General features: G+C 64.8%; 18 protein-coding genes and 1 tRNA gene. 8 read left to right on the forward strand and 11 right to left on the reverse strand.

What is annotated here, in order from left to right; translation table 11 throughout:
* The first annotated feature begins 120 nt into the window (after nucleotides 1–120).
* Nucleotides 121–1,551 carry a sigma-54 dependent transcriptional regulator gene (locus AC4NN3_RS17545; RefSeq protein ID WP_491928377.1) on the forward strand — a complete coding sequence of 477 codons (1,431 nt, stop codon included), beginning with the start codon at nucleotides 121–123 and terminating at the stop codon, nucleotides 1,549–1,551.
* Between the two features lie 63 nt (nucleotides 1,552–1,614).
* On the opposite strand, the gene AC4NN3_RS17550 is transcribed toward AC4NN3_RS17545, so the two are convergent.
* From AC4NN3_RS17550 to AC4NN3_RS17560, 3 genes are all read right to left on the reverse strand, one after another.
* Nucleotides 1,615–2,580 (reverse strand): DMT family transporter, encoded by a 966-nt coding sequence (locus AC4NN3_RS17550; protein WP_491928378.1) that lies wholly within the window; start codon nucleotides 2,578–2,580, stop codon nucleotides 1,615–1,617.
* 75 nt (nucleotides 2,581–2,655) lie between these two features.
* Complete coding sequence (locus AC4NN3_RS17555; protein WP_491928379.1) at nucleotides 2,656–2,847, reverse strand: hypothetical protein; 192 nt, start codon at nucleotides 2,845–2,847, stop codon at nucleotides 2,656–2,658.
* A gap of 89 nt (nucleotides 2,848–2,936) precedes the next feature.
* Nucleotides 2,937–3,299, reverse strand: coding sequence for a DUF427 domain-containing protein (locus AC4NN3_RS17560; protein ID WP_491928380.1), 363 nt, complete (start codon nucleotides 3,297–3,299; stop codon nucleotides 2,937–2,939).
* A 181-nt stretch (nucleotides 3,300–3,480) separates the two neighbouring features.
* Between AC4NN3_RS17560 and AC4NN3_RS17565 the strand changes: the two genes are divergently transcribed.
* The 4 genes from AC4NN3_RS17565 (at nucleotide 3,481) to AC4NN3_RS17580 (ending at nucleotide 6,898) form a co-directional block, all read left to right on the forward strand.
* A complete protein-coding gene (locus tag AC4NN3_RS17565) occupies nucleotides 3,481–3,771 on the forward strand; it encodes a co-chaperone GroES (RefSeq protein ID WP_491928381.1) in 291 nt (96 codons plus the stop codon).
* Nucleotides 3,772–3,819: 48 nt separating this feature from the next.
* A complete protein-coding gene (groL, locus tag AC4NN3_RS17570) occupies nucleotides 3,820–5,463 on the forward strand; it encodes a chaperonin GroEL (RefSeq protein ID WP_491928382.1) in 1,644 nt (547 codons plus the stop codon).
* A 364-nt stretch (nucleotides 5,464–5,827) separates the two neighbouring features.
* Entirely contained in the window at nucleotides 5,828–6,553 is a 726-nt protein-coding gene (locus AC4NN3_RS17575) for an EF-hand domain-containing protein (protein WP_491928383.1), read from the forward strand.
* Between the two features lie 108 nt (nucleotides 6,554–6,661).
* Complete coding sequence (locus tag AC4NN3_RS17580) at nucleotides 6,662–6,898, forward strand: BrnA antitoxin family protein (RefSeq protein WP_193336822.1); 237 nt, start codon at nucleotides 6,662–6,664, stop codon at nucleotides 6,896–6,898.
* Nucleotides 6,899–6,910: 12 nt separating this feature from the next.
* Here AC4NN3_RS17580 and AC4NN3_RS17585 read toward each other — a convergent pair whose 3' ends face one another.
* The 7 genes from AC4NN3_RS17585 to AC4NN3_RS17615 all read right to left on the reverse strand — a co-directional run bounded on the left by AC4NN3_RS17585 (nucleotide 6,911) and on the right by AC4NN3_RS17615 (nucleotide 13,892).
* Complete coding sequence (locus AC4NN3_RS17585) at nucleotides 6,911–7,660, reverse strand: TSUP family transporter (protein WP_491928384.1); 750 nt, start codon at nucleotides 7,658–7,660, stop codon at nucleotides 6,911–6,913.
* Nucleotides 7,661–7,667: 7 nt separating this feature from the next.
* Nucleotides 7,668–8,891, reverse strand: coding sequence for a glycosyltransferase family 2 protein (locus AC4NN3_RS17590; protein ID WP_491928385.1), 1,224 nt, complete (start codon nucleotides 8,889–8,891; stop codon nucleotides 7,668–7,670).
* A 72-nt stretch (nucleotides 8,892–8,963) separates the two neighbouring features.
* Complete coding sequence (hisG, locus tag AC4NN3_RS17595; RefSeq protein ID WP_491928386.1) at nucleotides 8,964–9,686, reverse strand: ATP phosphoribosyltransferase; 723 nt, start codon at nucleotides 9,684–9,686, stop codon at nucleotides 8,964–8,966.
* On the reverse strand, nucleotides 9,683–10,747 hold the full coding sequence (locus AC4NN3_RS17600) for an ATP phosphoribosyltransferase regulatory subunit (RefSeq protein ID WP_491928387.1): 1,065 nt from the start codon (nucleotides 10,745–10,747) through the stop codon (nucleotides 9,683–9,685). The genes hisG and AC4NN3_RS17600 overlap by 4 nt, the downstream gene beginning before the upstream one ends.
* Nucleotides 10,744–12,240 (reverse strand): histidine--tRNA ligase, encoded by a 1,497-nt coding sequence (gene hisS, locus AC4NN3_RS17605; protein WP_491928388.1) that lies wholly within the window; start codon nucleotides 12,238–12,240, stop codon nucleotides 10,744–10,746. Before hisS ends, AC4NN3_RS17600 begins: the two co-directional genes overlap by 4 nt.
* Before the next feature lie 376 nt (nucleotides 12,241–12,616).
* A complete protein-coding gene (locus AC4NN3_RS17610) occupies nucleotides 12,617–12,877 on the reverse strand; it encodes a hypothetical protein (protein WP_491928389.1) in 261 nt (86 codons plus the stop codon).
* Between the two features lie 376 nt (nucleotides 12,878–13,253).
* On the reverse strand, nucleotides 13,254–13,892 hold the full coding sequence (locus tag AC4NN3_RS17615) for a DNA-3-methyladenine glycosylase I (protein WP_491928390.1): 639 nt from the start codon (nucleotides 13,890–13,892) through the stop codon (nucleotides 13,254–13,256).
* Nucleotides 13,893–14,112: 220 nt separating this feature from the next.
* Between AC4NN3_RS17615 and AC4NN3_RS17620 the strand changes: the two genes are divergently transcribed.
* Together AC4NN3_RS17620 and AC4NN3_RS17625 are read left to right on the forward strand one after the other, a co-directional pair.
* Nucleotides 14,113–14,733 carry a L,D-transpeptidase gene (locus tag AC4NN3_RS17620; protein ID WP_491928391.1) on the forward strand — a complete coding sequence of 207 codons (621 nt, stop codon included), beginning with the start codon at nucleotides 14,113–14,115 and terminating at the stop codon, nucleotides 14,731–14,733.
* A 65-nt stretch (nucleotides 14,734–14,798) separates the two neighbouring features.
* Complete coding sequence (locus tag AC4NN3_RS17625) at nucleotides 14,799–16,793, forward strand: TadE/TadG family type IV pilus assembly protein (protein ID WP_491928392.1); 1,995 nt, start codon at nucleotides 14,799–14,801, stop codon at nucleotides 16,791–16,793.
* 14 nt (nucleotides 16,794–16,807) lie between these two features.
* On the opposite strand, the gene AC4NN3_RS17630 is transcribed toward AC4NN3_RS17625, so the two are convergent.
* Nucleotides 16,808–16,884, reverse strand: a tRNA-His gene (locus AC4NN3_RS17630).
* Between the two features lie 333 nt (nucleotides 16,885–17,217).
* Between AC4NN3_RS17630 and AC4NN3_RS17635 the strand changes: the two genes are divergently transcribed.
* The gene (locus AC4NN3_RS17635) at nucleotides 17,218–19,929 is read left to right on the forward strand and encodes a sensor histidine kinase (protein ID WP_491928393.1); all 2,712 of its coding nucleotides are present in this window, start codon (nucleotides 17,218–17,220) and stop codon (nucleotides 19,927–19,929) included.
* The last annotated feature ends 186 nt before the right edge of the window (nucleotides 19,930–20,115 follow it).

Genomic DNA, 20,115 nt, shown 5'->3' on the forward strand with positions numbered 1-20,115 from the left:
GTCGCGAATGCGGAACGGAAAATTTACCCTGTTGGGAAACAATCGGTTCACACCCGGCGGAACCGCGATGGCGGTCACACATCCGGCAAGCACCCAATGAAGACGTAAGGACCGGGCCGCATGGCGATGCAGAATCGAAGCGATGGCGACCCGAGCGGCCGACTATTGCTGATCGACCGGGACCAGGCTCAGGCCCAACTGGTGGCGCAGGCCCTGGCGCAATGCCTCGACCAGGCAGCCGCCATCACGGTCGTCTCGGGCGGCAAACGCGCTGCCGAACTGCTGCGCGACACCGAATTCGACATCATCCTGGCCGATCTTTCCAGCCTGGGCGACCTGGCCAGCCATAGCGACGAGGCCGTGCTGCGGCTGGTGCGGCTAGCGGATGGGGCGCTGCTGGTGGCACTGTCGGACGGGGTCTCGGTGTCGGCCGCCGTGGGCGCGATGCGAGCCGGGGCACATGATTATGTCGCCAAGCCGATCAACGGGCCGACAATGGCGGCGCGAATCGGGGAGCTGGCGCAGCGGCATGGCAAGTGCCGGTCGCTGGGAATCGAGGGACGCAGCCCGGCGGGGCCCAGCGATTTTGCCGGGTTCATCGGCGCGTCCAGCGCCATGCAGTTTGTCTATGAGCAGATCGGCCGCATCGCGGCCTCGTCGGCGCCGGTCTTCATCACCGGGGAAAGCGGCACCGGCAAGGAGGTCTGCGCCGAGGCGCTGCATGCCAAGGGACACCGGGCCGGAAAGAGGCTGGTGGCGATCAACTGCGCCGCCATTCCGCGCGACCTGATGGAGAGCGAACTGTTCGGCGTGGCGCGCGGCGCCTTTACCGGCGCGCATGAAGACCGCAAGGGCGCGGCCGAGCTGGCCGATGGCGGTACGCTGTTTCTCGACGAGATCGGGGAAATGGACCTGTCGCTGCAGAGCAAACTGCTGCGCTTCCTGCAGACCGGGACGCTCAGCCGCGTTGGCGACGGGGCGGTGCGGCGGGTCGACGTGCGGGTGATCTGTGCCACCAATCGCAACCCGATGCAGCTGATCGCGGAGAGGAAATTCCGCGAGGACCTGTTCTACCGGCTGCATGTGCTGCCCATCCACCTGCCCCCGCTGCGGCAGCGCCCCAGCGACATCATGGTGCTGGCCCGGCATTTCCTGACGCGCTATGCCGCCGAGGAACGCAAGAGCTTTGGCGACTTTTCTAGCGAGGTCGCCAGCCAGCTGTCGGCGGCCGAATGGAAGGGCAATGTGCGCCAGCTGCAGAACCTGGTGCGGCGCCTGGTGGTGATGTTTGACGGCGGCGACATTACCGCTGCCATGCTGAGTGCTGCCGATATCGAGACGCGGGGCCTGCCGACACCCCAGGAGACGCCGTCGCGCGGCGAACGGCGGGCCGCCATCCTGCCGATGTGGCAGCAGGAACAGCGCATCATCGAGGACGCCATTGCCAGCTTCGGCGGCAATGTGTCGCTGGCCGCGGCGGCGCTCGAAATCAGCCCGTCGACGATCTATCGCAAGCGACAGGGCTGGGCAGAACTGGGCAAGACCGGCTGATCCTGCAGCTGCATCTTTCCCGACCTCGTGGTTCGACAAGCTCACCATGCGGTCTCATTGGCATCACGGCGTGCTGGCTTCGCGGGCCTTGATGCGATCAAGGCCGAGATAGTGTTCGCGCAGGATGACGGCGATGCCGGAGGCGACGATGATCAGCGCGCCGCTCAGCATGGCCAGGGTGGGCACTTCGGCGAAGACCACCAGGCCGATGATGATGGTCAGGATCAGCGAGACATATTCAAACGGGGCAATGACCGACATGTCGGCATAGCGGTAACATGAGGTCAGCAGCAGCTGGCCGATGCCTCCGGCAAATCCGGCACAGACCAGCAGTACGGCCTGCTGCGGCGTCGGCCACTGCCAGCCGAGCGGCAGGGTGAGCAGCGAGAGCAGGCTGGCGCAGACGAAGAAATAGATGACGATGGTCTCGGTGCGCTCGGTCTGCACCAGCTTGCGCACCTGCATCATGGCAAAGGCCGACATGACCGCCGCGCCCAAAGCGGCGACAGCGCCGATGGTTTCGGCATTGCCCAGCGGCGTGCCGCCGGAAAACAGGGTGAGCCGCGGCCAGAGGATGATGACCACCCCGACCATGCCGATCAGCACGGCGGACCAGCGGAACAGATGCACCCGCTCCTTGAGCAGCAGCGCACTGAACACCACAATGAGCAGCGGCGATGCATAGCCAATGGCGGTGGTTTCGGGCAGCGGCAGGCGCGTCAGGGCAAAAAAGCCCAGCCCCATGGAGGTCACGCCGATGAAGGAGCGGACCACGTGGCCCATGGGATTGGCGGTGATGAGCGCGGTGCGCAACTGGCGCTTGAAGGTCAGATAGACGACCACGGGCAGAATGGCGAAAAAGCAGCGGAAGAACACCAGCTCACCAGCCGGGATGGTCTCGGTGGCCTTGAGCAGCGTGGCCATGACGACAAAGCAGCAGACCGAGAGCACCTTTAGCGTGATGCCGCGCAGGGGACCTGCCGCGACGGGCACGGGGCTGGTCGGCGTGGCGGAAGCAGAAGGGGACACGACGGGCTCGTGGCTCGGAAAGCGGCAGGAAGACAGTGCCCGGCGCAGCAGAGGCTGGCGCGCCGGGTAGGGAAATCAGCTTTTGCCGGATTCCAGCTTTTCCTTGGCAATGCGGGCGGTCGTGAAAGCCTTGCTTTCGGGACCTACGGCACTGCCGGTCTTGACCACCTTGCCGGTGGCGTCGTGAAGTTCCCAATGCCAGTTGGCATTGGGGCCGCTGCCGCCCTTGAGGCGCAGCTTGATCTGAAGTGTGTTGTCCTGGGTCATGGGTGCCTTATGCCGCAGCTTGGCGCGAGGTGGAAGGGGCTGGATGAAAAAGATGCGCTCGCCCGGGACTCCTGCCCGGCCGGCACCGGCTAGACTTTTGAATAGCGGATCTCGATGCGGTCGCCCCAGAAGGCCAGCATGTCGGCAATGGGGGCAACAAGCGGGCACGGATCGGGGTAGTACCAAACCTGGTCGAGGCCGGTGGCGGTAAGGGTCTTGATGGTGCAATACCAAGCCTCGCCCTTATAAGGGCAATGGGTGCGGGTGTCGGTTTCTTCGAGAATGCCGGGCTGGATATCGGCGCGGGGAAAATAAACCCGCAACGGCGAGCCGGGTTCGTCGAGCTCGAGCGCGTTGACGGAGCTGGCGATCTCGGCCCCGTCAAAGATGACGTGGACACGGCCGGTGGCCGGGGAGATCTTGATATCCTTGTCGAGACATTGCCGTGTCATGATGTCCTGCCATGTTGGGGATGAAAGCGTGCATCCTATCAACGCGCGAGCACAAAGTCAGTTCACCCGCGCTTGACTCCGACAGGGCCCAATCCTATATCCCCAGCACCTGTTAGCACTCTATTCGTGTGAGTGCTAACAGCTCAAAATTGCATTCGAAATGCTGCTATAGGAGCAAGTCATGAGCTTCCGTCCCCTCCACGACCGCGTGGTCGTCCGCCGCCTCGATGGCGAAGAAAAGACCAAAGGCGGGATCATCATCCCCGACACCGCCAAGGAAAAGCCCAGCGAAGGCGTGATTGTCGCCGTGGGTCCTGGCGCCCGTGACGAAAGCGGCTCGCGCGTCGTTCCCGACGTCAAGGCCGGCGACCGCGTGCTGTTCGGCAAGTGGAGCGGCACCGAGGTCAAGGTCGACGGCGAAGAGCTGCTGATCATGAAGGAAAGCGACATCATGGGCATCGTCGAGGGCTAAGCGCCTTCACGTCCCTTTCGTCCTAAACCATTTCAAGGAGCGCCTCACATGGCTGCCAAAGAAGTAAAGTTCTCGACTGAAGCACGCGACAAGATGCTGCGCGGCGTCAATATCCTGGCCAATGCGGTCAAGGTAACGCTGGGCCCCAAGGGCCGCAACGTGGTGATCGAGAAGTCGTTCGGTGCCCCGCGCATCACCAAGGACGGCGTGACCGTCGCCAAGGAAATCGAGCTGGAAGACCGCTTCGAGAACCTGGGCGCACAGCTGCTGCGTTCGGTCGCCTCCAAGACCAATGACATTGCGGGCGACGGCACCACCACCGCAACCGTGCTCGGTCAGGCCATCGTTGTCGAAGGCGTCAAGGCTGTTGCCGCCGGCTTCAACCCGATGGACCTCAAGCGCGGCATCGACATGGCTGTCGAAGAAGTCGTGGCCTCGTTGAAGGCCGCTTCGTCCAAGATCAAGTCGTCGAGCGAAGTTGCCCAGGTCGGCACCATTTCGGCCAATGGCGAAACCGCCATCGGCGAGATGATCGCCGAAGCCATGCAGAAGGTCGGCAACGAGGGTGTCATCACCGTCGAAGAAGCCAAGACCGCCGAGACCGAGCTTGAAGTCGTCGAAGGCATGCAGTTCGACCGCGGGTACCTGTCGCCCTACTTCGTGACCAATGCCGAGAAGATGACTGCGGTTCTCGAAGATCCCGTCATCCTGCTGCACGAAAAGAAGCTCAGCAACCTGCAGGCCATGCTGCCGATCCTGGAATCGGTTGTGCAGAGCCAGCGCCCACTGCTGATCATTGCCGAAGACATCGACGGCGAAGCCCTGGCGACCCTGGTCGTCAACCGTCTGCGTGGCGGCCTCAAGGTTGCTGCCGTCAAGGCACCCGGCTTCGGCGATCGCCGCAAGGCAATGCTCGAAGACATCGCCATCCTGACCGGTGGCCAGGTGATCTCGGAAGATCTCGGCATCAAGCTCGAGAACGTGACCATCGACATGCTGGGCACTGCCAAGCGCGTGGAAATCACCAAGGAAACCACCACCATCGTTGATGGCGCTGGCACCAAGGACGACATCCAGGGCCGCGTTGGTCAGATCAAGGCGCAGATCGAAGAGACCACTTCGGACTACGACAAGGAAAAGCTGCAGGAACGTCTGGCCAAGCTGGCCGGTGGCGTTGCCGTGATCAAGGTCGGCGGCTCGACGGAAGTCGAAGTCAAGGAGCGCAAGGACCGCGTCGATGACGCGCTGAACGCAACCCGCGCCGCCGTCGAAGAAGGCATTGTTGCCGGTGGTGGCGTTGCGCTGCTGCGGGCTTCGAGCGCCATGAAGGTCAAGGGCGCCAATGCCGATCAGGACGCTGGCATTGCCATCGTCAAGCGCGCGCTGCAGGAGCCTGTCCGCACGATCGCCAACAATGCCGGTGCCGAAGGCTCCGTGGTTGTCGGCAAGATCCTCGAGAACAGCTCGATCACGTTCGGCTACAATGCCGCAACGGGCGAGTATGGCGATCTGGTCGCGCTCGGCGTCATCGATCCGGTGAAGGTGGTTCGCACCGCCCTGCAGGACGCCGCGTCGGTTGCCTCGCTGCTGATCACCACGGAAGCCCTCATCGTCGAGGCGCCCAAGGATGCGGCTCCCCAGATGGGCGGCGGCGGTGGCGGCATGGGCGGCATGGGTGGCATGGACTTCTAAATCGCCTAGCGATTTAGATTCTCCTTTCGCTCACGGGCCGCACCGGCTTTGGCCCGACGCGGCGCGGCAATACCGCGCTGGGCCAAAATCTGGCCCTGCGCGGGCGCGGCAGACAACTGCCGGTCCGCCTTGCGGACTCAAGATAAAGAGTTTGGAGTTCGTTACTTCCCAGTCACGAACTCCATGGAAAAGGCGCGGTGGCAACATCGCGCCTTTTTCTTGTCCAGGGGGCGGCCAACCTTGCCAAATCATTAAACTTGCTGCAGCGCAGGGCTGGCAGGCCGAATGTTAAGACCGGGTTAACCATGTTGCGCACTCTGTTGTGATGGCCGAGGTCACTCGGCTGCAACCGCCAAGGAGTGCAATGTCAACAACCAGCGGCATCGGCGCCCAGTCAGCCTCCCAACTGATGCGCCCTGCCTTCAAGCCACCAAGCTTTGCCAGCCTGGACAACAATGGCGACAACAGCCTGACGCTGGACGAGATCAAGCTCAACGCGCCCAAGGATGCGTCGAGCGCCCAAGCCAACAAGAGGGCAGAAGCCCTGTTTTCCGCCATGGATGGCGATGGTGACGGCAGCGTCACCAGCAGCGAAAAAGATACTTTCGACACGAAGATGGCCGAGCAGCGCCAGTCGATGGCGTTCATGACCCAGCAGCTGGCCGGGCCCAGCAATGCGGACATCTTCGCGGCGACCGACAGCGATGGCGACGGCGCCGTGACCCTGGCCGAACTGGGGAACGACGAGGGCGCCAACGCGATCAGTGACGAGAACCTGCAGAAGCTGTTCGACATGATCGACGGCAATGGCGACGGCTCGATCACCGAAACGGAAAGCTCGAGCTTCCTCGATGCGGTCAAGACCGCCTTGCAGGAGGGCGCAAGCAGCACCGGCAGCCAGGCGGTTTCCGGCCCACCGCCAGGTGGTCCGCCGCCCGGAGGTCCGCCACCGGCCTCGGACGACGCGGAGGAAGACGATACGGCGACCAGCAGCGCCAGCCTGCTGGCGACGGCGCAGAATGCCTACAAGGCCAGCCAGCAGCAGACGCTGCTCGAGCAGCTGGCCGCCGTGTTCAGCGCGGCAGCATAAGCCTGGCGGGGGCGCATGCGCCCCTGCCCCATTGCGGACGATGTCTGGTGCAATCGGTGTCGCGGACCGCGCCTGCGGGCAGAATGGCTAATTCAAAGGACTAGAGGAATGCGACCACCAAGACGAACCGGCAGCGCGATGGACCAGGCGGAAGCCGCCTTCAAGGCTGCCACCAGCAAGCCGGTGGCTGCCGCGCCCAAGCCCAAGGCCATTCCGGAAGGCAAGGACATGGTGACGCTGCGGCTGGACCGGGCGGTACTGGAACACTTCCAGGAGGACGGCCCGGGCTGGCAGGAGCGCATCAATGCCGCTTTGCGCGCGTCGGCCGGGCTCGATGCCGAATAGGCCAACCCGGCTTTAGCGGAAGACCAGCAGCCGCAGGGCCAGCGCGATCGAGACCACGACGACCAGGGGCCGGATCAGCTTGGCGCCGAAGCGAATGCCGGTGCGGGCGCCGATATAGCCGCCCAGCAGCTGGCCCACGCACATGGCAAGGGCGGCCGGCCAGACCACATCACCCGCGGCAATGAAGATCGTCAACGCCGCCAGATTGGAAACGACGTTGAGGACCTTGGTATTGCCCGAGGCGCGGGTGAGACCGAGCCCGAACAGCATGACAAAGCCAATGGTGAAAAACGAGCCAGTGCCCGGGCCAAAGATGCCATCGTAAAAGCCCACGGCGAAGCCCAGCAGCGGCACGAAGCGCGCGAAGGGCAGCCGGGCGACCTTGTCGACATCGGAGAGGTTGGGCGCGAACAGGAAATAGAGCGCGATGCCGATCAGCGCGATCGGCACGGCGATATTGAGCAGGCTGGTATCGATCTGCTTGACCACCAGCGCACCGGCAAAGCTGCCGGCATAGGTGAGGGCGATGGCCGGAATCAGCGCCGGCAGATCGATATAGCCACGACGCCAGAAGGTGATCGCGGCCATGCCGGTGCCGACGACCGATTGCAGCTTGTTGGTGGCCAGCGCCGCCACGGGCGGCAGGCCGGCCGCCAGCAAGGCGGGCAAAGCGATCATGCCGCCGCCGCCGGCGATGGCATCAACAAAGCCCGCCACGAGGCCGACGGCGGCCAGGGCCAGCAGGATCAGGGGTTCAAGCATCAAAAGGTCAGGTCCGATCCTGTTGCCGACGGCGCTGCATGGAGTCATCGGGGATCGGCATGTCGGTGAGGCGCCGCTCGTAGATGGGGATATTGATCATGGAGGACATGAAGCCGCTCATCATCAGCTGGAAGCCCGAGACCAAAGCCGTCAGGGCGAGGATGACGGGACGCATTGTGCGGCTGGGGTTGAGGTTGCCGAAATCGCGCACGGCCCATTCGCCAACGCCCCAGAACAGCGCCAGCAGGCCGCTCAGCATGAGCAGGACGGCCACCAGCAGGATGCGCTCGAGGGTCAGGGCCTCCAGCAGGCGATCGTAACTGCCCGAGCGGGGGATGAAGCCGTAGCGGGAGGCAAAGCGGCGGCCGATGATGGCAAAGGAAACCGACTGCAGGCCGACGATGATGCAGAGCGCAGCAATCAGGAAGGTGTGCACATCAAAGCTGACGCCGCCAATGCGGGCGGGGCCGGGCAGCAGAATACCGCCGACGATCAGCCCCAGCCAGAGCAGGACAAAGCCGGGATAGAGAAACAGCCAGCGCGGCGAGAACAGCAGCAGAAAACGCAGATGCCGCCAACCATCGCGAAACGAGCGCAGATGGGGCGGGCGCGACCGGCCGTCCTTGGCCAGGGTGGTAGGCACTTCGCGCACGTCGAGCTGGGCCAGGGTGGCCTTGACCACCATTTCGGAGGCAAATTCCATGCCGATGGTGCGCAGGTTGAGGCTGACAATGGCGTCACGCGAAAAGCCGCGCAGGCCGCAGTGGAAATCGCCGATCGGGGTATGAAAGAAGCGGCGACCCAGGGTGCTGAGTACCGGATTGCCGATATAGCGGTGATGCCAGGGCATGGCGCCCGGCGCGATGCCGCCGGCAAAGCGATTGCCCATGACCAGATCGGCGCCGGCGCGCAACTGGGTCATGAAGGCGTCGAGGCGGGAGAAATCGTAGCTGTCATCGGCATCGCCCATGATGATGTAGCGGCCGCGGGCCGCGGCTATGCCCCCGGCCAGGGCGGCGCCATAGCCGCGCTGCGCAATGGGGACAACACGGGCGCCGGCCGCCTCGGCAATGGCGGGGGAGCCGTCGGTCGAGCCGTTGTCGGCGATGAGAATTTCGCCCTCAATGCCGCTGATGGCGAGGAAGCTATGGGCCTTGGCAATGCAGATGGCCAGGGTCTCGGCTTCATTGAGGCACGGCATCAGGATCGTCAGTTCAACTTGCTCAGCCACGGCGCCCCCCAGGCCATTTTGGTCCCTTGTGCCGCGAATCGCGCAGCTGTTGCAATGGCATCCCCGCTGCTTTCAGAGGCCGGACGCTAAGCCGATGCGGGCGAGCAGCTGGTCGAGCGTCGCACGACGCCCGGGCGACCAGTCGGCGATGCGCGAGACGATGAGACAGGCCTGACTGCGCAGCATGACGCCATCTTCGAGCACCCGCAGGCCATTGGCGGCCAGCGTGGAGCCGGTGGTCGTGATGTCGACGACGATATCGGCGACGCCGGAGGCCGGGGCCGCCTCGGTGGCGCCGAGGCTTTCCACGGTGCGGTATTCGGCGATGCCGGCCTTGGCGAAATGCTGGCGGGTGATGGTGATGTATTTGGTGGCGATGCGCAGCCAGCGACCGTGGCGGGCGCGGAAGTCGGAGGCGACGTCGGCCAGATCATGCATGTGGGTGACGTCGATCCAGGCCTCTGGCACGGCGACGACGCAATCGGCCCTGCCGAAATCGAGCTTGCTGGCGATGGAGACGCTGGCGGGACCGGCCTCGCTGGTCTCGTGGATGAGATCGAGCCCGGTGACGCCGATATCGACATTGCCGCGGATCAGTTCGCGGGCAATTTCGGAGGCAGGAAAGAAGCGCACGGTGATGTCGGGCTGGCCTTCGATGGCACCGAGATAGGAACGCGCGCCGCCGGGCCGGGTAATGGTCAGGCCCTTTTGCGCGAACCAGTCCCGGGTGAGTTCTTCAAGGCGCCCCTTGGACGGAACGGCCAGGGTAATGCCGGTCATGGTCAGGTCCGTCATGAGGTCACTTCCGCTTCGAGGCGATCGACCCAGACCGAACAGCCGGAGGCGGCGATGGGGGCCTGGGCGCCGAGGCGCTCGAGCAGGCGATCATATTGACCGCCCGAGGCGAGGACCTCACCGCCAGGACCGGTCAGTTCAAAGACGATGCCGGTATAGTAATCGAGCCGGGGGGAAAAGCTGGCGTCAAAGCTGACCTTGGCTTCGCCCAGGCCATTGAGGTGGCGGCGGATGGCGCGGATCGGCGCGCCCAACATCAGCCTGTGGCGCTGCGCCAAGGCTTCGACCTGCGTCAGGGCCTGCAATACGGGGCCGGAGATGGCGAGATAGTCGCGCAGCAACTTGAGCGTGGCCGGCGGCACATGCGCGGCGTCCAGCGCCTGCTGCTCGAGATAGCGGTCGGCGATTTCGTCGGGGGTACGGCCTTCGGAAAGGCTGAGGCCCGCCGCGACCATCTGGGCGGTGACATCCTCGATCAGCGCGTCGCGGCTCGGCTGGGCTTCGCGCACCAGGTCGGGCGCGGCCTCAAGGCGGGTCAGCAGACGGTCGAGCGCCTCGGTGTGGCCGAAGCGGTTGCGGATGCGGGGGCGCCAGGCATCGGGCATGTCGGCCTGGGCCAGCAGGCCCTCGAAAAGCCCGACGCCGCCAAGGCGGATCTGAGGCGCCACGCCGAAGATGGAGGCGGCGGCGCGGGCAAAGGTCAGCACCTGGTCGAGCGCAACATCGCCATCGGGCTGAGCCAGCAGCTCGATGCCGGCCTGGTCGAACTCGGCGGCGCCGGTGTCGCGCTGGCGGAAAATGGGGCCAAGATAGGAAAAGGCGGCCGGCTTGCCGACGCCATCGGCGATATAGGCCTGGACGATGGGCAGGGTGAAATCGGGACGCAGGCAGTGCTCGGCGCCGGTGGCGTCGGTGGTCAGCAGCAGGCGGCGGCCGAATTCCTCGCCGGCCAGGTCGAAATAGGGATCGGCCGAGAGCAGCAGCGGCGGGGTAGCGCGCGTGGCGCCCTGGGCTTCGACCAGGGCTTCGAGATTGGCGCGGCGCAGCGCGGCTCCGGTCATGGCTGGCTCAGCAGGGTCTGGATGGCGGTGACCAGGTCCTCGCGCTTGATTTCGAACTGGCCGGGACGGGCGGCCTTCCATTCGGCATTGTCGGTGATGGCGGCGGCGGCCAGCTTGCCGGCCACCAGATCCTTGACCTGCAGGATACCCTGCTCGCGCTCCTGGCTGCCCTCGATGATGACGGCGGGGGCATTGCGCTTGTCGGCATAGGCGACCTGCTTGCCGAAATTCTTGGTATTGCCCAGGAACATTTCGGCGCGGATGCCGGCACGGCGCAGCTCGGCAACCATGGCCTGGTAGCGAACGGTCTGGTCCTTGTCCATGACGAGGACGACGACCGGGCCGAGCGGTTCGGCGGCGTTGAGATTGCCGGTGAGCTTGAGGGCGCTGGCCAGGCGCGAGACCCCGATGGAAAAGCCGGTGGCGGGGACCGGTTCGCGGCGGAAGCGGGAGACGAGGCCATCATAGCGACCACCGCCGCCGACCGAACCGAAGACCACGTCCTGGCCCTTTTCGTTCTGCACCTTGAAGGTCAGTTCGATCTCGAACACCGCGCCGGTATAATATTCGAGGCCGCGCACGACGGAGGGATCAAGCACGACGCGGTCGGCAAAGCCGCCGGCCTGAACGAGGCCGAAAATGCTGGCCAGTTCCTGGACACCTTCAAGGCCCGTGGCCGAGCCGCCGATGAGGCCGGCCAGGGCATTAATGGTGGCAACGACATGGGCATTGCTGCCGCGGGCGACGCCGGGAGCCGGTTCGCCGCTGGCGACATAGGCCAATAGCGGGGCGATCTGGTCCTCGGAGAGACCGGCACCCTTGGTGAAGTCGCCACTTTCGTCCTTGCGGCCGGCGCCGAGCAGCAGGCGAACACCTTCGGGGCCGAACTTGTCGAGCTTGTCGATGGCGCGGAGCACGGTGAGCTTTTGCGCTTCGCTGGTGACACCGGCGGTGGCCAGCACGCCGTCGAGCACCTTGCGATTGTTGACGCGCACGATGTACTGGCCCGACAGGCCCAGCGCATCCATGACATCGGCCATCATCATGCACATTTCGGCATCAGCTTCGGGGCTGGCGGCGCCGACGGTATCGGCATCGAACTGCATGAACTGGCGGAAACGGCCGGGGCCGGGCTTTTCGTTGCGGAAGACATAGCCCTGGCGATAGGAGCGATAGGGCTTGGGCAGGGTCTCGAAATTCTCGGCGAAATAGCGGGCGAGCGGCGCGGTCAGATCGTAGCGCAGGCTCATCCACTGTTCGTCATCATCCTGCAGGGAAAAGACGCCGGCATTGGGCCGATCGGTATCGGGCAGGAACTTGCCGAGGGTTTCGGTGAACTCGAGGAGCGGGGTCTCGACCGGATCAAAGCCATAACGTTCATAGACCTGCCGGATCGTGTCGATCATGGCGCCCACGGCAGCGATGTCGCCGGGGGTGCGGTCTTCAAAACCGCGTGGCAGGCGCGGGGCGATCAGCTTGGTCTTTTCGGTCATTTTGGCAGTCCTGCTCGGTCGCCGTGTTGTTAGACGATCAAAGGGGTGGAGACAACAGGCGCGCGGAAGCGCCGCCTGAATGCGGGTGTCAAAGACGGACGGACCCCGAGGCGGCAATCGCCTCTGGTAAGTTAAATAGTGAGACGTCTGTCGTCTCGGGGCGCCGGTTTTTGGAGCTGTCTGGTCCTAAGGAACGCTCGCCCTGTCGCAACCAAGACTTCGAACCTGTGGAAGAGGCGTCCTCCACCCGGCTCACCCCACCACTGTTCGCCTGCAGGCCGCCCGATGGGGTGATGGCCTGATTATGCGCGCAGCCGTGGAGCCGGGGATAAGCGGCAGAAGCAGCGGCCGGGGGGACCCCGACCGCCATGACATTTCATTGCCGTCTCCGCCTGTCGAGACTGGGGACCGCCGACACCGACGGGACCGAGTACCAGAGCAGCGGGCCGTAATCCAAGGGCAGGCCGATATCGGCCCGCAGGTGGTTGGGCAGATTCTGCGGCAGGCGGGGCCGGTTCCACCAGGCAGCGATGGCCGTGCCCAGAACGGAGAGCAGGCCGCGCTGCTGGACAGCGTCGGCGATGGAGAATTCAAGGCGCAGCACGACGCTGCCCTCGGGAAGGGGTGCATTGGACATGGTGATTTCCGGGTGCGCGCAAACGCAGTCCGGCCTTCTGGGTTGGGTGGGTGATCGATGGCTGGTCGGGGGACGCAAAACGACCCGGTTTCAGCGCATCAATCGGTTGGGGCTAGAAATTGTCCACGGTCAGGACGCGAGACGAGAGCTGACCGAGTGGGGCTTGGGGACCGACGCCTAGCGTCGGCTGCAATGCCGCATGGCTTTACCCGGATGGAGGTGTACGAACATGACTGTCATGTAGCTGCCTCCCTCGGGTTGGCGGTTGTGGACGATGTGCTTCTAGCTCACGGGTTCGTGACTCGCAAGCAAGCATGTGGCGGGATGTCGCACTTGGCGAACAATGTTGCGCAATGGCAACAGGTTGGCCGCAGGGTCAGACCGGCACGGGACGCGTGAGGGCGGTGCGCTCGACCTCGACCTCCGCCCGGCAGAAGCAGTCATCGGTATGGTCATTCACCAGGCCCATGGCCTGCATGAAGGCATAGCAGGTGGTGGGGCCGACAAACTTGAAGCCGCGCTTGCGCAGATCCTTGCTGAGGGCACGGGAGGCATCGGTTTGGGCGAGAAGGCGCAGGGCGGCCCAGCTGAGGTCATCGGGACGATGCTCGGGCCGGGTCTCGAAGCCCCAGAAATAGGCGGCGAGCGAGCCAAATTCAGCCTGCAGCTCAAGCGCGCGGGCGGCATTATTGATGGTAGCGGCGATCTTGCCGCGATGGCGGATGATGCCGGCGTCCTGCAAGAGTCGCTCGATATCGGCATCATTCATGGCAGCGACGCGGGCAATGTCGAAACCAAAGAAGGCGGCGCGGAAATTCTCGCGCTTGCGCAGGATGGTGATCCAGGAGAGGCCCGACTGGAAGCCTTCGAGGCAGATCTTCTCGAACAGGCGCGTGTCATCGACCACGGGGCGCCCCCATTCGGCGTCGTGATAGTGCCGATAGAGCGCATCGTCGCCTGCCCAGGGGCAACGAGGCAGCGCCGATGATGGCAGATCGGACGTGATGTCGGTCATGGGAGGCGCCCCCTGGCTGGAAAGGATGGACATTGCATAGCGCGGGGCGCCGGACTTGGGAATGCCGGCATGGGGCGCGGCCTGACAGGGCGTTTACCGGGCGCTAACCAGCTGAGAGAGCCGGGATTTAACCATGCCGGTTCACCGCAGATTGGGCAATTTGCGGCAGGGTAAGGGCAAGGCGCCGGAATGTTGCCGGCCATGATGCGCGGATGGGACAATGGGAATCAGAATCGCAGCGAGGGGCGCGCTGGCGCTGCTGCTCAGTGTGGCGGCAATGCTGCCGGCCATGGGCCAGGGCTTGCAGCCGGGATGGCGCTTCCTGCCCCCGCCGGGCATTACCATCACGCAGTCGGCGCCACGGCACGCCCTGGCCATGCAGGCCAATATGGCGGTGCATCCGATGTTCCTGCGCCAGGTGGTCCCCTACCCCACCAATGAACGCAGCGGCACGCTGGTGGTCGATACCGGGGCGCATTTCCTCTATTTCGTGCTCGGCGACGGGCGGGCGCTGCGCTATGGCATCGGCGTGGCCAAGACGGGCTTTGAATGGCGCGGCACGCACCGGGTATCGCGCAAGGCCGAGTGGCCGAGCTGGACGCCTCCGGCCGAAATGCTCAGGCGCCGGCCGGAGTTGCCGCGCCACATGGCAGGCGGACCGGACAATCCGCTGGGCGCCCGCGCGCTCTATATCGGCGCAACGCTCTATCGCATCCACGGCACCACCGAACCGTGGAGCATCGGGCAGAACGTTTCCTCGGGCTGCATCCGCATGACCAATGCCGACGTCATCGACCTTTACGAACGCGTCAAACTTAATACCAAGGTGGTCGTGCTTTAATAAGGAATTTTGGCGACACTCGGCGCGCCCTGATGTGGGGCAATCAGCCCATGGGTGCCTGCGTCATGCGTCAACTTGCCAGCCTGTTTACCCGCTTCGGCCGCGACGAGCGTGGCGCCTTTGCCGTGATCTTTGCCATGATGGCCATCGTGCTGGTCGCCCTGAGCGGGGCGGTGGTGGACTATGTGACACTCGAGCAGACGCGCAACCGCGCCCAGATCGCGCTGGACGCGGCGACGCTGGCGCTGCAGCCGGAAATCTTCAAGACGCCGCTCAATGTCGCCAGCATCAAGAGCCGGGCAGAAGATCTCGTCCTGGACCGGCTGGGCACAGATTCCGCGCTTTCGGCCAGCCTTTTCCCCCCTGTGGTTGACGTGACCAATGGCACGCTGACGCTGGAGGCGCGGCTGACCATCAAGACGATGTTCGTGTCGCTGGTGGGGGTGAGCGAGCTGAATGCGCGCGTCAAGTCGCAGGCGACGCGCAAGAAGCTGGCGCTGGAAGTGGCCTTCGTGCTCGATAATTCGGGATCGATGTCCTATACCGGCGCCGGCGCCAACGGCACCAGGCAGCGCATGCAGTTCCTCAAGGATGCGGCCAACTGCGCCACCTATACGCTGTTCTACGATGCGGTCGAGACCAAGAGCACGGCGCCCGACAGCTGCGTGGCGACGGCGACCGCCAAGAAGGTGGAAAATGTCCGCCTGGCGGTGGTGCCGTTCACCATGTTCGTCAATGTGGGCGCCAGCAATGCCGGTGCCGCCTGGATCGATGCGACGGGCGCCTCGATGATTTCCAACGACAATTTCGACACCGACGACAACCAGAGCACCCTGCCCGGCAGCGTGGCGGGCTCGGCCGTGCCGAACCGCTTCGCCCTGTTTGCCGCGACCAAGGAGGCCTGGCGCGGCTGCGTCGAGGCGCGACCGCACATCAAGACCGGCTCCACGAGCAACGAATATCTCGATACCGACGACACACCGCCGGTGGGCACCAACACGCTCTATGTGCCGCTGTTTTCGCCGGACATGGTGGATGGCGTGGGCACCAACAGCTATCTCGACGACACGCCGGCAATCTGCGACCGGCCGGCCAAGGACGACACCAACTGTACCTACACCCAGCGCCGGAGCTGCAATTCCAAGGGCGGTAATTGTGGCAACGTGTCATCGGATCCGGCCGGCCCCATCGGGCCGACCAATTTTACCAGCAGCGCGCTTTACAGCAATGGATGGTATGGTGCGCATGCGTCCAGTTGCAGTTGCCGAAACTCCATCACCTCTGACTGGACTGGCACCAGCAACCAGACCCGTACAGTCAGTTGCGTCGGTGGCGGCTATATCCCCGGCGGCCTTTCGAACCGGGACCTGCAGGAGCGTGTGTGCAAATATCACGGCAGCTGGAGCGGATCGAGCTTCTCGAAGGGCCCCAATGCCGACTGCACGCGCACGGCCATCCTGCCGCTGACCAATGTTCCAGCGACGGTTGTCTCGACCATCAACAGCATGCAGGCAGAAGGCGGCACCAATATCCATGAGGGCACCGCGTGGGGCTATCGAGTGCTGACGCCCAGCCTGCCGTTCAACGAAGGCGGCGCCTTCGACACGGCCACCTCCAAGGTGCTGATCGTGATGACCGATGGCGAGAACACGGCCTACAACCAGAGCGGGTGCGGTACGCAGATTACCTTGAACGGCAATTGCTACAATTCAGCCTATGGCTTTCCGTACAACTCGCGCAACAGCAGCACGACATCCTCAAGCGGTGGCGCTATCGAGCGCATGGGGAGGCTGGGCACGTCCAATGCCGACCTCGTCAAAGAGATGAATGCCCGCACCAACCAGACCTGCGAGAATGCCAAGAAGGCCGGCATCACGGTCTATACGATTGGCCTGGCGACCAGCCAGGCGGTGCAGAGCAGCCAGGCGACGGTGGAAAAGATGCTGCGCGAATGCGCCAGCGCCAGCGAGAAGGCGTTTTTTCCCCAGACCCCGGGCGAATTGACGTCGGTGTTCGCCAGCATTGCCAACGAGCTCTCGGCGCTACGGCTGTCACAATGACGGGGCGGGGGGAATGGTACCACCTCTCGGGATCGAACCGAGGACCTCTAGATCCACAATCTAGCGCTCTAACCAACTGAGCTAAGGCGGCACAAAAGCCATGCGAGGGGTGAGGCGGAGCCGCATCCCGACAGCGGGCGGAACATAGGGCGAGAAAACCGGGATGACAAGCACCCATTTCACCCTCTTCTCAAGCGATTTCGCAGGCGGGCAAAACCGGCCCGGAACGGCGCGCTCCCGCCGGCACGGAACCGCGGCAACCGGGCACGGCTTAACCATGCGGGGCAAAGCCGGGCCGCAACGGCCCGGCTGCTCTGGACCCTGCGGACCCCGCCCTATATTGAAGAAAGCTTAAGGTTTCGGGAACAAGTGTGCCGGATTGGTACAATTGGCCACCGTCCCGGAATGGAGAAGACGGCAGCTTATGAATGCTGAGTGGACCACATTGCCCCATGCACCGCGTGTGCTGCAGCATGCCGACGACCAGCGGCCGGCTTGGCTATGGTCCCATGACGGACTGACGCTGATCTGGCAGAACCGGGCCGCCGGCCTGTTCTTGGCCAAGCTGAAAAAGCATGGTTTGAAACTGGCGCCCCCGGCCGTGCCGATCAAGGGGCAGGTGGCGCGCAATATAAGGCTGGGCTCGCCTGGCCGCACCAGCCTGGCGCGCATCCAGTTCCTGGCCGGCGACAAGCCGACATCGAGCACCTGCGCCACCACGCCGCTGACCTGGCAGGACGGCCAGAGCGTGCTGCTGATCGTCGGCGTGGACGCCATTGCCGACGAGATTCTGGCCGCCGCGGCGCAGGCTCAGGCCCTGCAGCCGGGCGAGGGAAGCGAGAGGCTGCCCCTGGATGCCGGGATGGCGAGTGCCGCGTCGGATAGTGAAGCGGTCGTGGACGCGCCCGGGCCGGGCGAGTCACAGGATGAGCCTGTGCAGGGTGAACTTTTGACCGATGGCGGCGAAACGCAGGCGCCCTACGAGAACGACGCGGGACTGTCCGATGCCGCGGCCTGGACGGCGGAAGCTGACCACGGCGTGGCCGAGCCGGACGCGCCAGGCCCGGAAGAATCAGGGGAAACAGCAGCCGACGCGGGTGACGATTCGGCCTATGCGCAAGAACTCGACAGCTGGCGCGCCGCCGACCAGGATGGCCCGCCGGAGCTGAGCCTGGTGGAGACGGCGCCGGACGTCGAGAGTGAAGCTGTACCCGAAGTGGCTGCAGAGGCAAATCCGACCAGCAACCGGCTCAGCCGCCTGGTGGACCGGATGGCCGCGGACGAGGCGCTGTACGCGCCGCTGACCGAGGCGGATGATGGCCCGGTGACAAAGGCCCCCGAGCAAGCCGATGAGTCCGCGGCGCCGATCACCGACGACACAGAGTTGGAGGCGCCTGGCGGCCTGTTCAAGGTGACCGGACGCGGCTTGATGGCCGATGACCTGGCGGCGACAGCGCAGACGGACGCTGAGGCGGACCTGGCCGACCTGGGCCGGCTCGACGCTGCCGATGATACCGCCCTGCCGGAAGAACCGGATGCGGCCGAGCGCCTCAATGCGGCGCTGGCCGAGATTGCGCCCCCGCCGACGACTGACCCCGAGATCGTCGAGCGGGTGTCGCGCTACAATTTCGACGAGCTGTCGCGCATTCTCAATGACCGGGTCGGCGATGGCGGCCCCGCGCCGCAGCCGAGCATGCCGGCGACGCAGCGCAGCGCGGCGCTGATCAGCCTGGGCGGGGAGACGCTGGTACTCAACCGGCTGCCGCTGGGCATTCTGGTGTTCCGCGACCAGCAGGTGCTGTTTGCCAATCGCGCCATTACCGAGATGGTGGGCTATGAATCGGTCGAGGCGCTGCGCCAGGCCGGGCTGGCTGCCGTCTTTCCTGCCGCCGGCCCCGAGGGGCAGGAAGCCGGACCGGTCAACCATCTGGTGCAGCGCGACGGCACCATGGTGCCGGTAACCGCGCGGCTGCAATCGATCTCCTGGCACGGGCGCCCCGCCCTGATGCTGTCGGCCAGCACGACCGAAGTGCGCACCGGCCATGAGGGCGCCGTCAATGCCTTTGCCCAGGCCCTGGCCGAAGTGCGCGGCGACGGCTTCTTCGAAGCGACGCGGACCGGCGTGGTCAGCCGGTTGACGCCCAAGGCCGCCGCCCTGCTGGGCCAGACCGGCCTGGTGGACGGCAAGCCACTGACCAGCCTGATCGCCGGCGGCGACGTGGCGGCATTGCGCGCGTTTCTCGACCGGCCGGCGCGCTTTGCCGAAACCGAACGGCCGTGGCTGAAGCTGCAGTCCGGTTCGGGGCGCGCCGAAATCACCCTGTTTGCGCAGGGCCAGGCCGGGTTGGTGACGGGCTATTTCGGCCTGGTGCGCGGCCACGAGGCGGCCCCGGCGCGGCTGACGGGACCCAGCGATGTCGATCCGGCGCTGCTGGGACGGATCAGCCGCGGCATCCGGCGGCCGCTCAACTCGATCATCGGCTTTGCCGACCTGATCGGCGCCAGCGCGGGCGCAGCGGACACCGCGCAATTGCTGGCCTATGCGCGCGATATCAGCGCCGCCGGGCAGGACATTGCCGCGCTGGTCGATGAGCTGGAAGACTATGCACGGCTGCGCGACGGTCGCTATCTGCCGCAGCGCGCCAGCATCGACCTGACCGAGCTGCTGGAAAGCTGCGTGCTGCGCATCCGCCAGCAGGCCAGCAATGCCAGGGTATTCGTGCGCAATGCCATCTCCGAATCGCTGCCCCGGCTGATCGCCGATCGTGCCTCGCTGGAGCAGGCGGTGCTGAACCTGCTGGCCAGCGCCATCGACCAGAGCCCCAATGGCGGGGCGGTGGTGATTTCGGCGCAGCCCGCAGACAATGGCGGGATTGCCGTGCATGTGCGCGACAATTCGGTCAATGCCGTGGACATGGCAGAACGCTTCGTGGTGTTCCGCGACGGGCTCGACCGCGACGGCAAGATGCGCGCGCCGGTGCGCTCCAGCGTCGGGCTGGCGCTGACCCGCTCGCTGCTGGCGGTCAATGCGTTTTCGCTGACGGTCGATCCGGCGGGCGAGCAGGGCATGCTGTTCACGCTGAAGATCCCCGCCGACCTGGTGGAGCGGATCGACGCCACAGACATCGCCGAATAGGTCGGCTGGCGATTTTGCCGCAGCACTAAAAGTGGACTGCGCAGATCAGCTAATAGTCTGATTTCACTGTCATAATTTCGCGTAGTTTTGAACGTTTCTAGTATTCAAGTCATTGATTTCATTTACTAATATTGACTTGGCCGGCACATTGAGCCAGAAGGCGGCACTGAGGCATGACCTCGCCCA

It is taken from the genome of Devosia sp. MDV22-iso42 (genome assembly GCF_058629155.1).

Coding starts and splice junctions, on each gene's coding strand:
- AC4NN3_RS17545 (WP_491928377.1), top strand. CDS start 121: ATGGCGATGCAGAATCGAAGCGATGGCGACCCGAGCGGCCGACTATTG.
- AC4NN3_RS17555 (WP_491928379.1), bottom strand. CDS start 2,847: ATGACCCAGGACAACACACTTCAGATCAAGCTGCGCCTCAAGGGCGGC.
- AC4NN3_RS17560 (WP_491928380.1), bottom strand. CDS start 3,299: ATGACACGGCAATGTCTCGACAAGGATATCAAGATCTCCCCGGCCACC.
- AC4NN3_RS17565 (WP_491928381.1), top strand. CDS start 3,481: ATGAGCTTCCGTCCCCTCCACGACCGCGTGGTCGTCCGCCGCCTCGAT.
- groL (WP_491928382.1), top strand. CDS start 3,820: ATGGCTGCCAAAGAAGTAAAGTTCTCGACTGAAGCACGCGACAAGATG.
- AC4NN3_RS17575 (WP_491928383.1), top strand. CDS start 5,828: ATGTCAACAACCAGCGGCATCGGCGCCCAGTCAGCCTCCCAACTGATG.
- AC4NN3_RS17580 (WP_193336822.1), top strand. CDS start 6,662: ATGCGACCACCAAGACGAACCGGCAGCGCGATGGACCAGGCGGAAGCC.
- AC4NN3_RS17585 (WP_491928384.1), bottom strand. CDS start 7,660: ATGCTTGAACCCCTGATCCTGCTGGCCCTGGCCGCCGTCGGCCTCGTG.
- hisG (WP_491928386.1), bottom strand. CDS start 9,686: ATGACGGACCTGACCATGACCGGCATTACCCTGGCCGTTCCGTCCAAG.
- AC4NN3_RS17600 (WP_491928387.1), bottom strand. CDS start 10,747: ATGACCGGAGCCGCGCTGCGCCGCGCCAATCTCGAAGCCCTGGTCGAA.
- hisS (WP_491928388.1), bottom strand. CDS start 12,240: ATGACCGAAAAGACCAAGCTGATCGCCCCGCGCCTGCCACGCGGTTTT.
- AC4NN3_RS17610 (WP_491928389.1), bottom strand. CDS start 12,877: ATGTCCAATGCACCCCTTCCCGAGGGCAGCGTCGTGCTGCGCCTTGAA.
- AC4NN3_RS17615 (WP_491928390.1), bottom strand. CDS start 13,892: ATGACCGACATCACGTCCGATCTGCCATCATCGGCGCTGCCTCGTTGC.
- AC4NN3_RS17620 (WP_491928391.1), top strand. CDS start 14,113: ATGGGAATCAGAATCGCAGCGAGGGGCGCGCTGGCGCTGCTGCTCAGT.
- AC4NN3_RS17625 (WP_491928392.1), top strand. CDS start 14,799: ATGCGTCAACTTGCCAGCCTGTTTACCCGCTTCGGCCGCGACGAGCGT.
- AC4NN3_RS17635 (WP_491928393.1), top strand. CDS start 17,218: ATGAATGCTGAGTGGACCACATTGCCCCATGCACCGCGTGTGCTGCAG.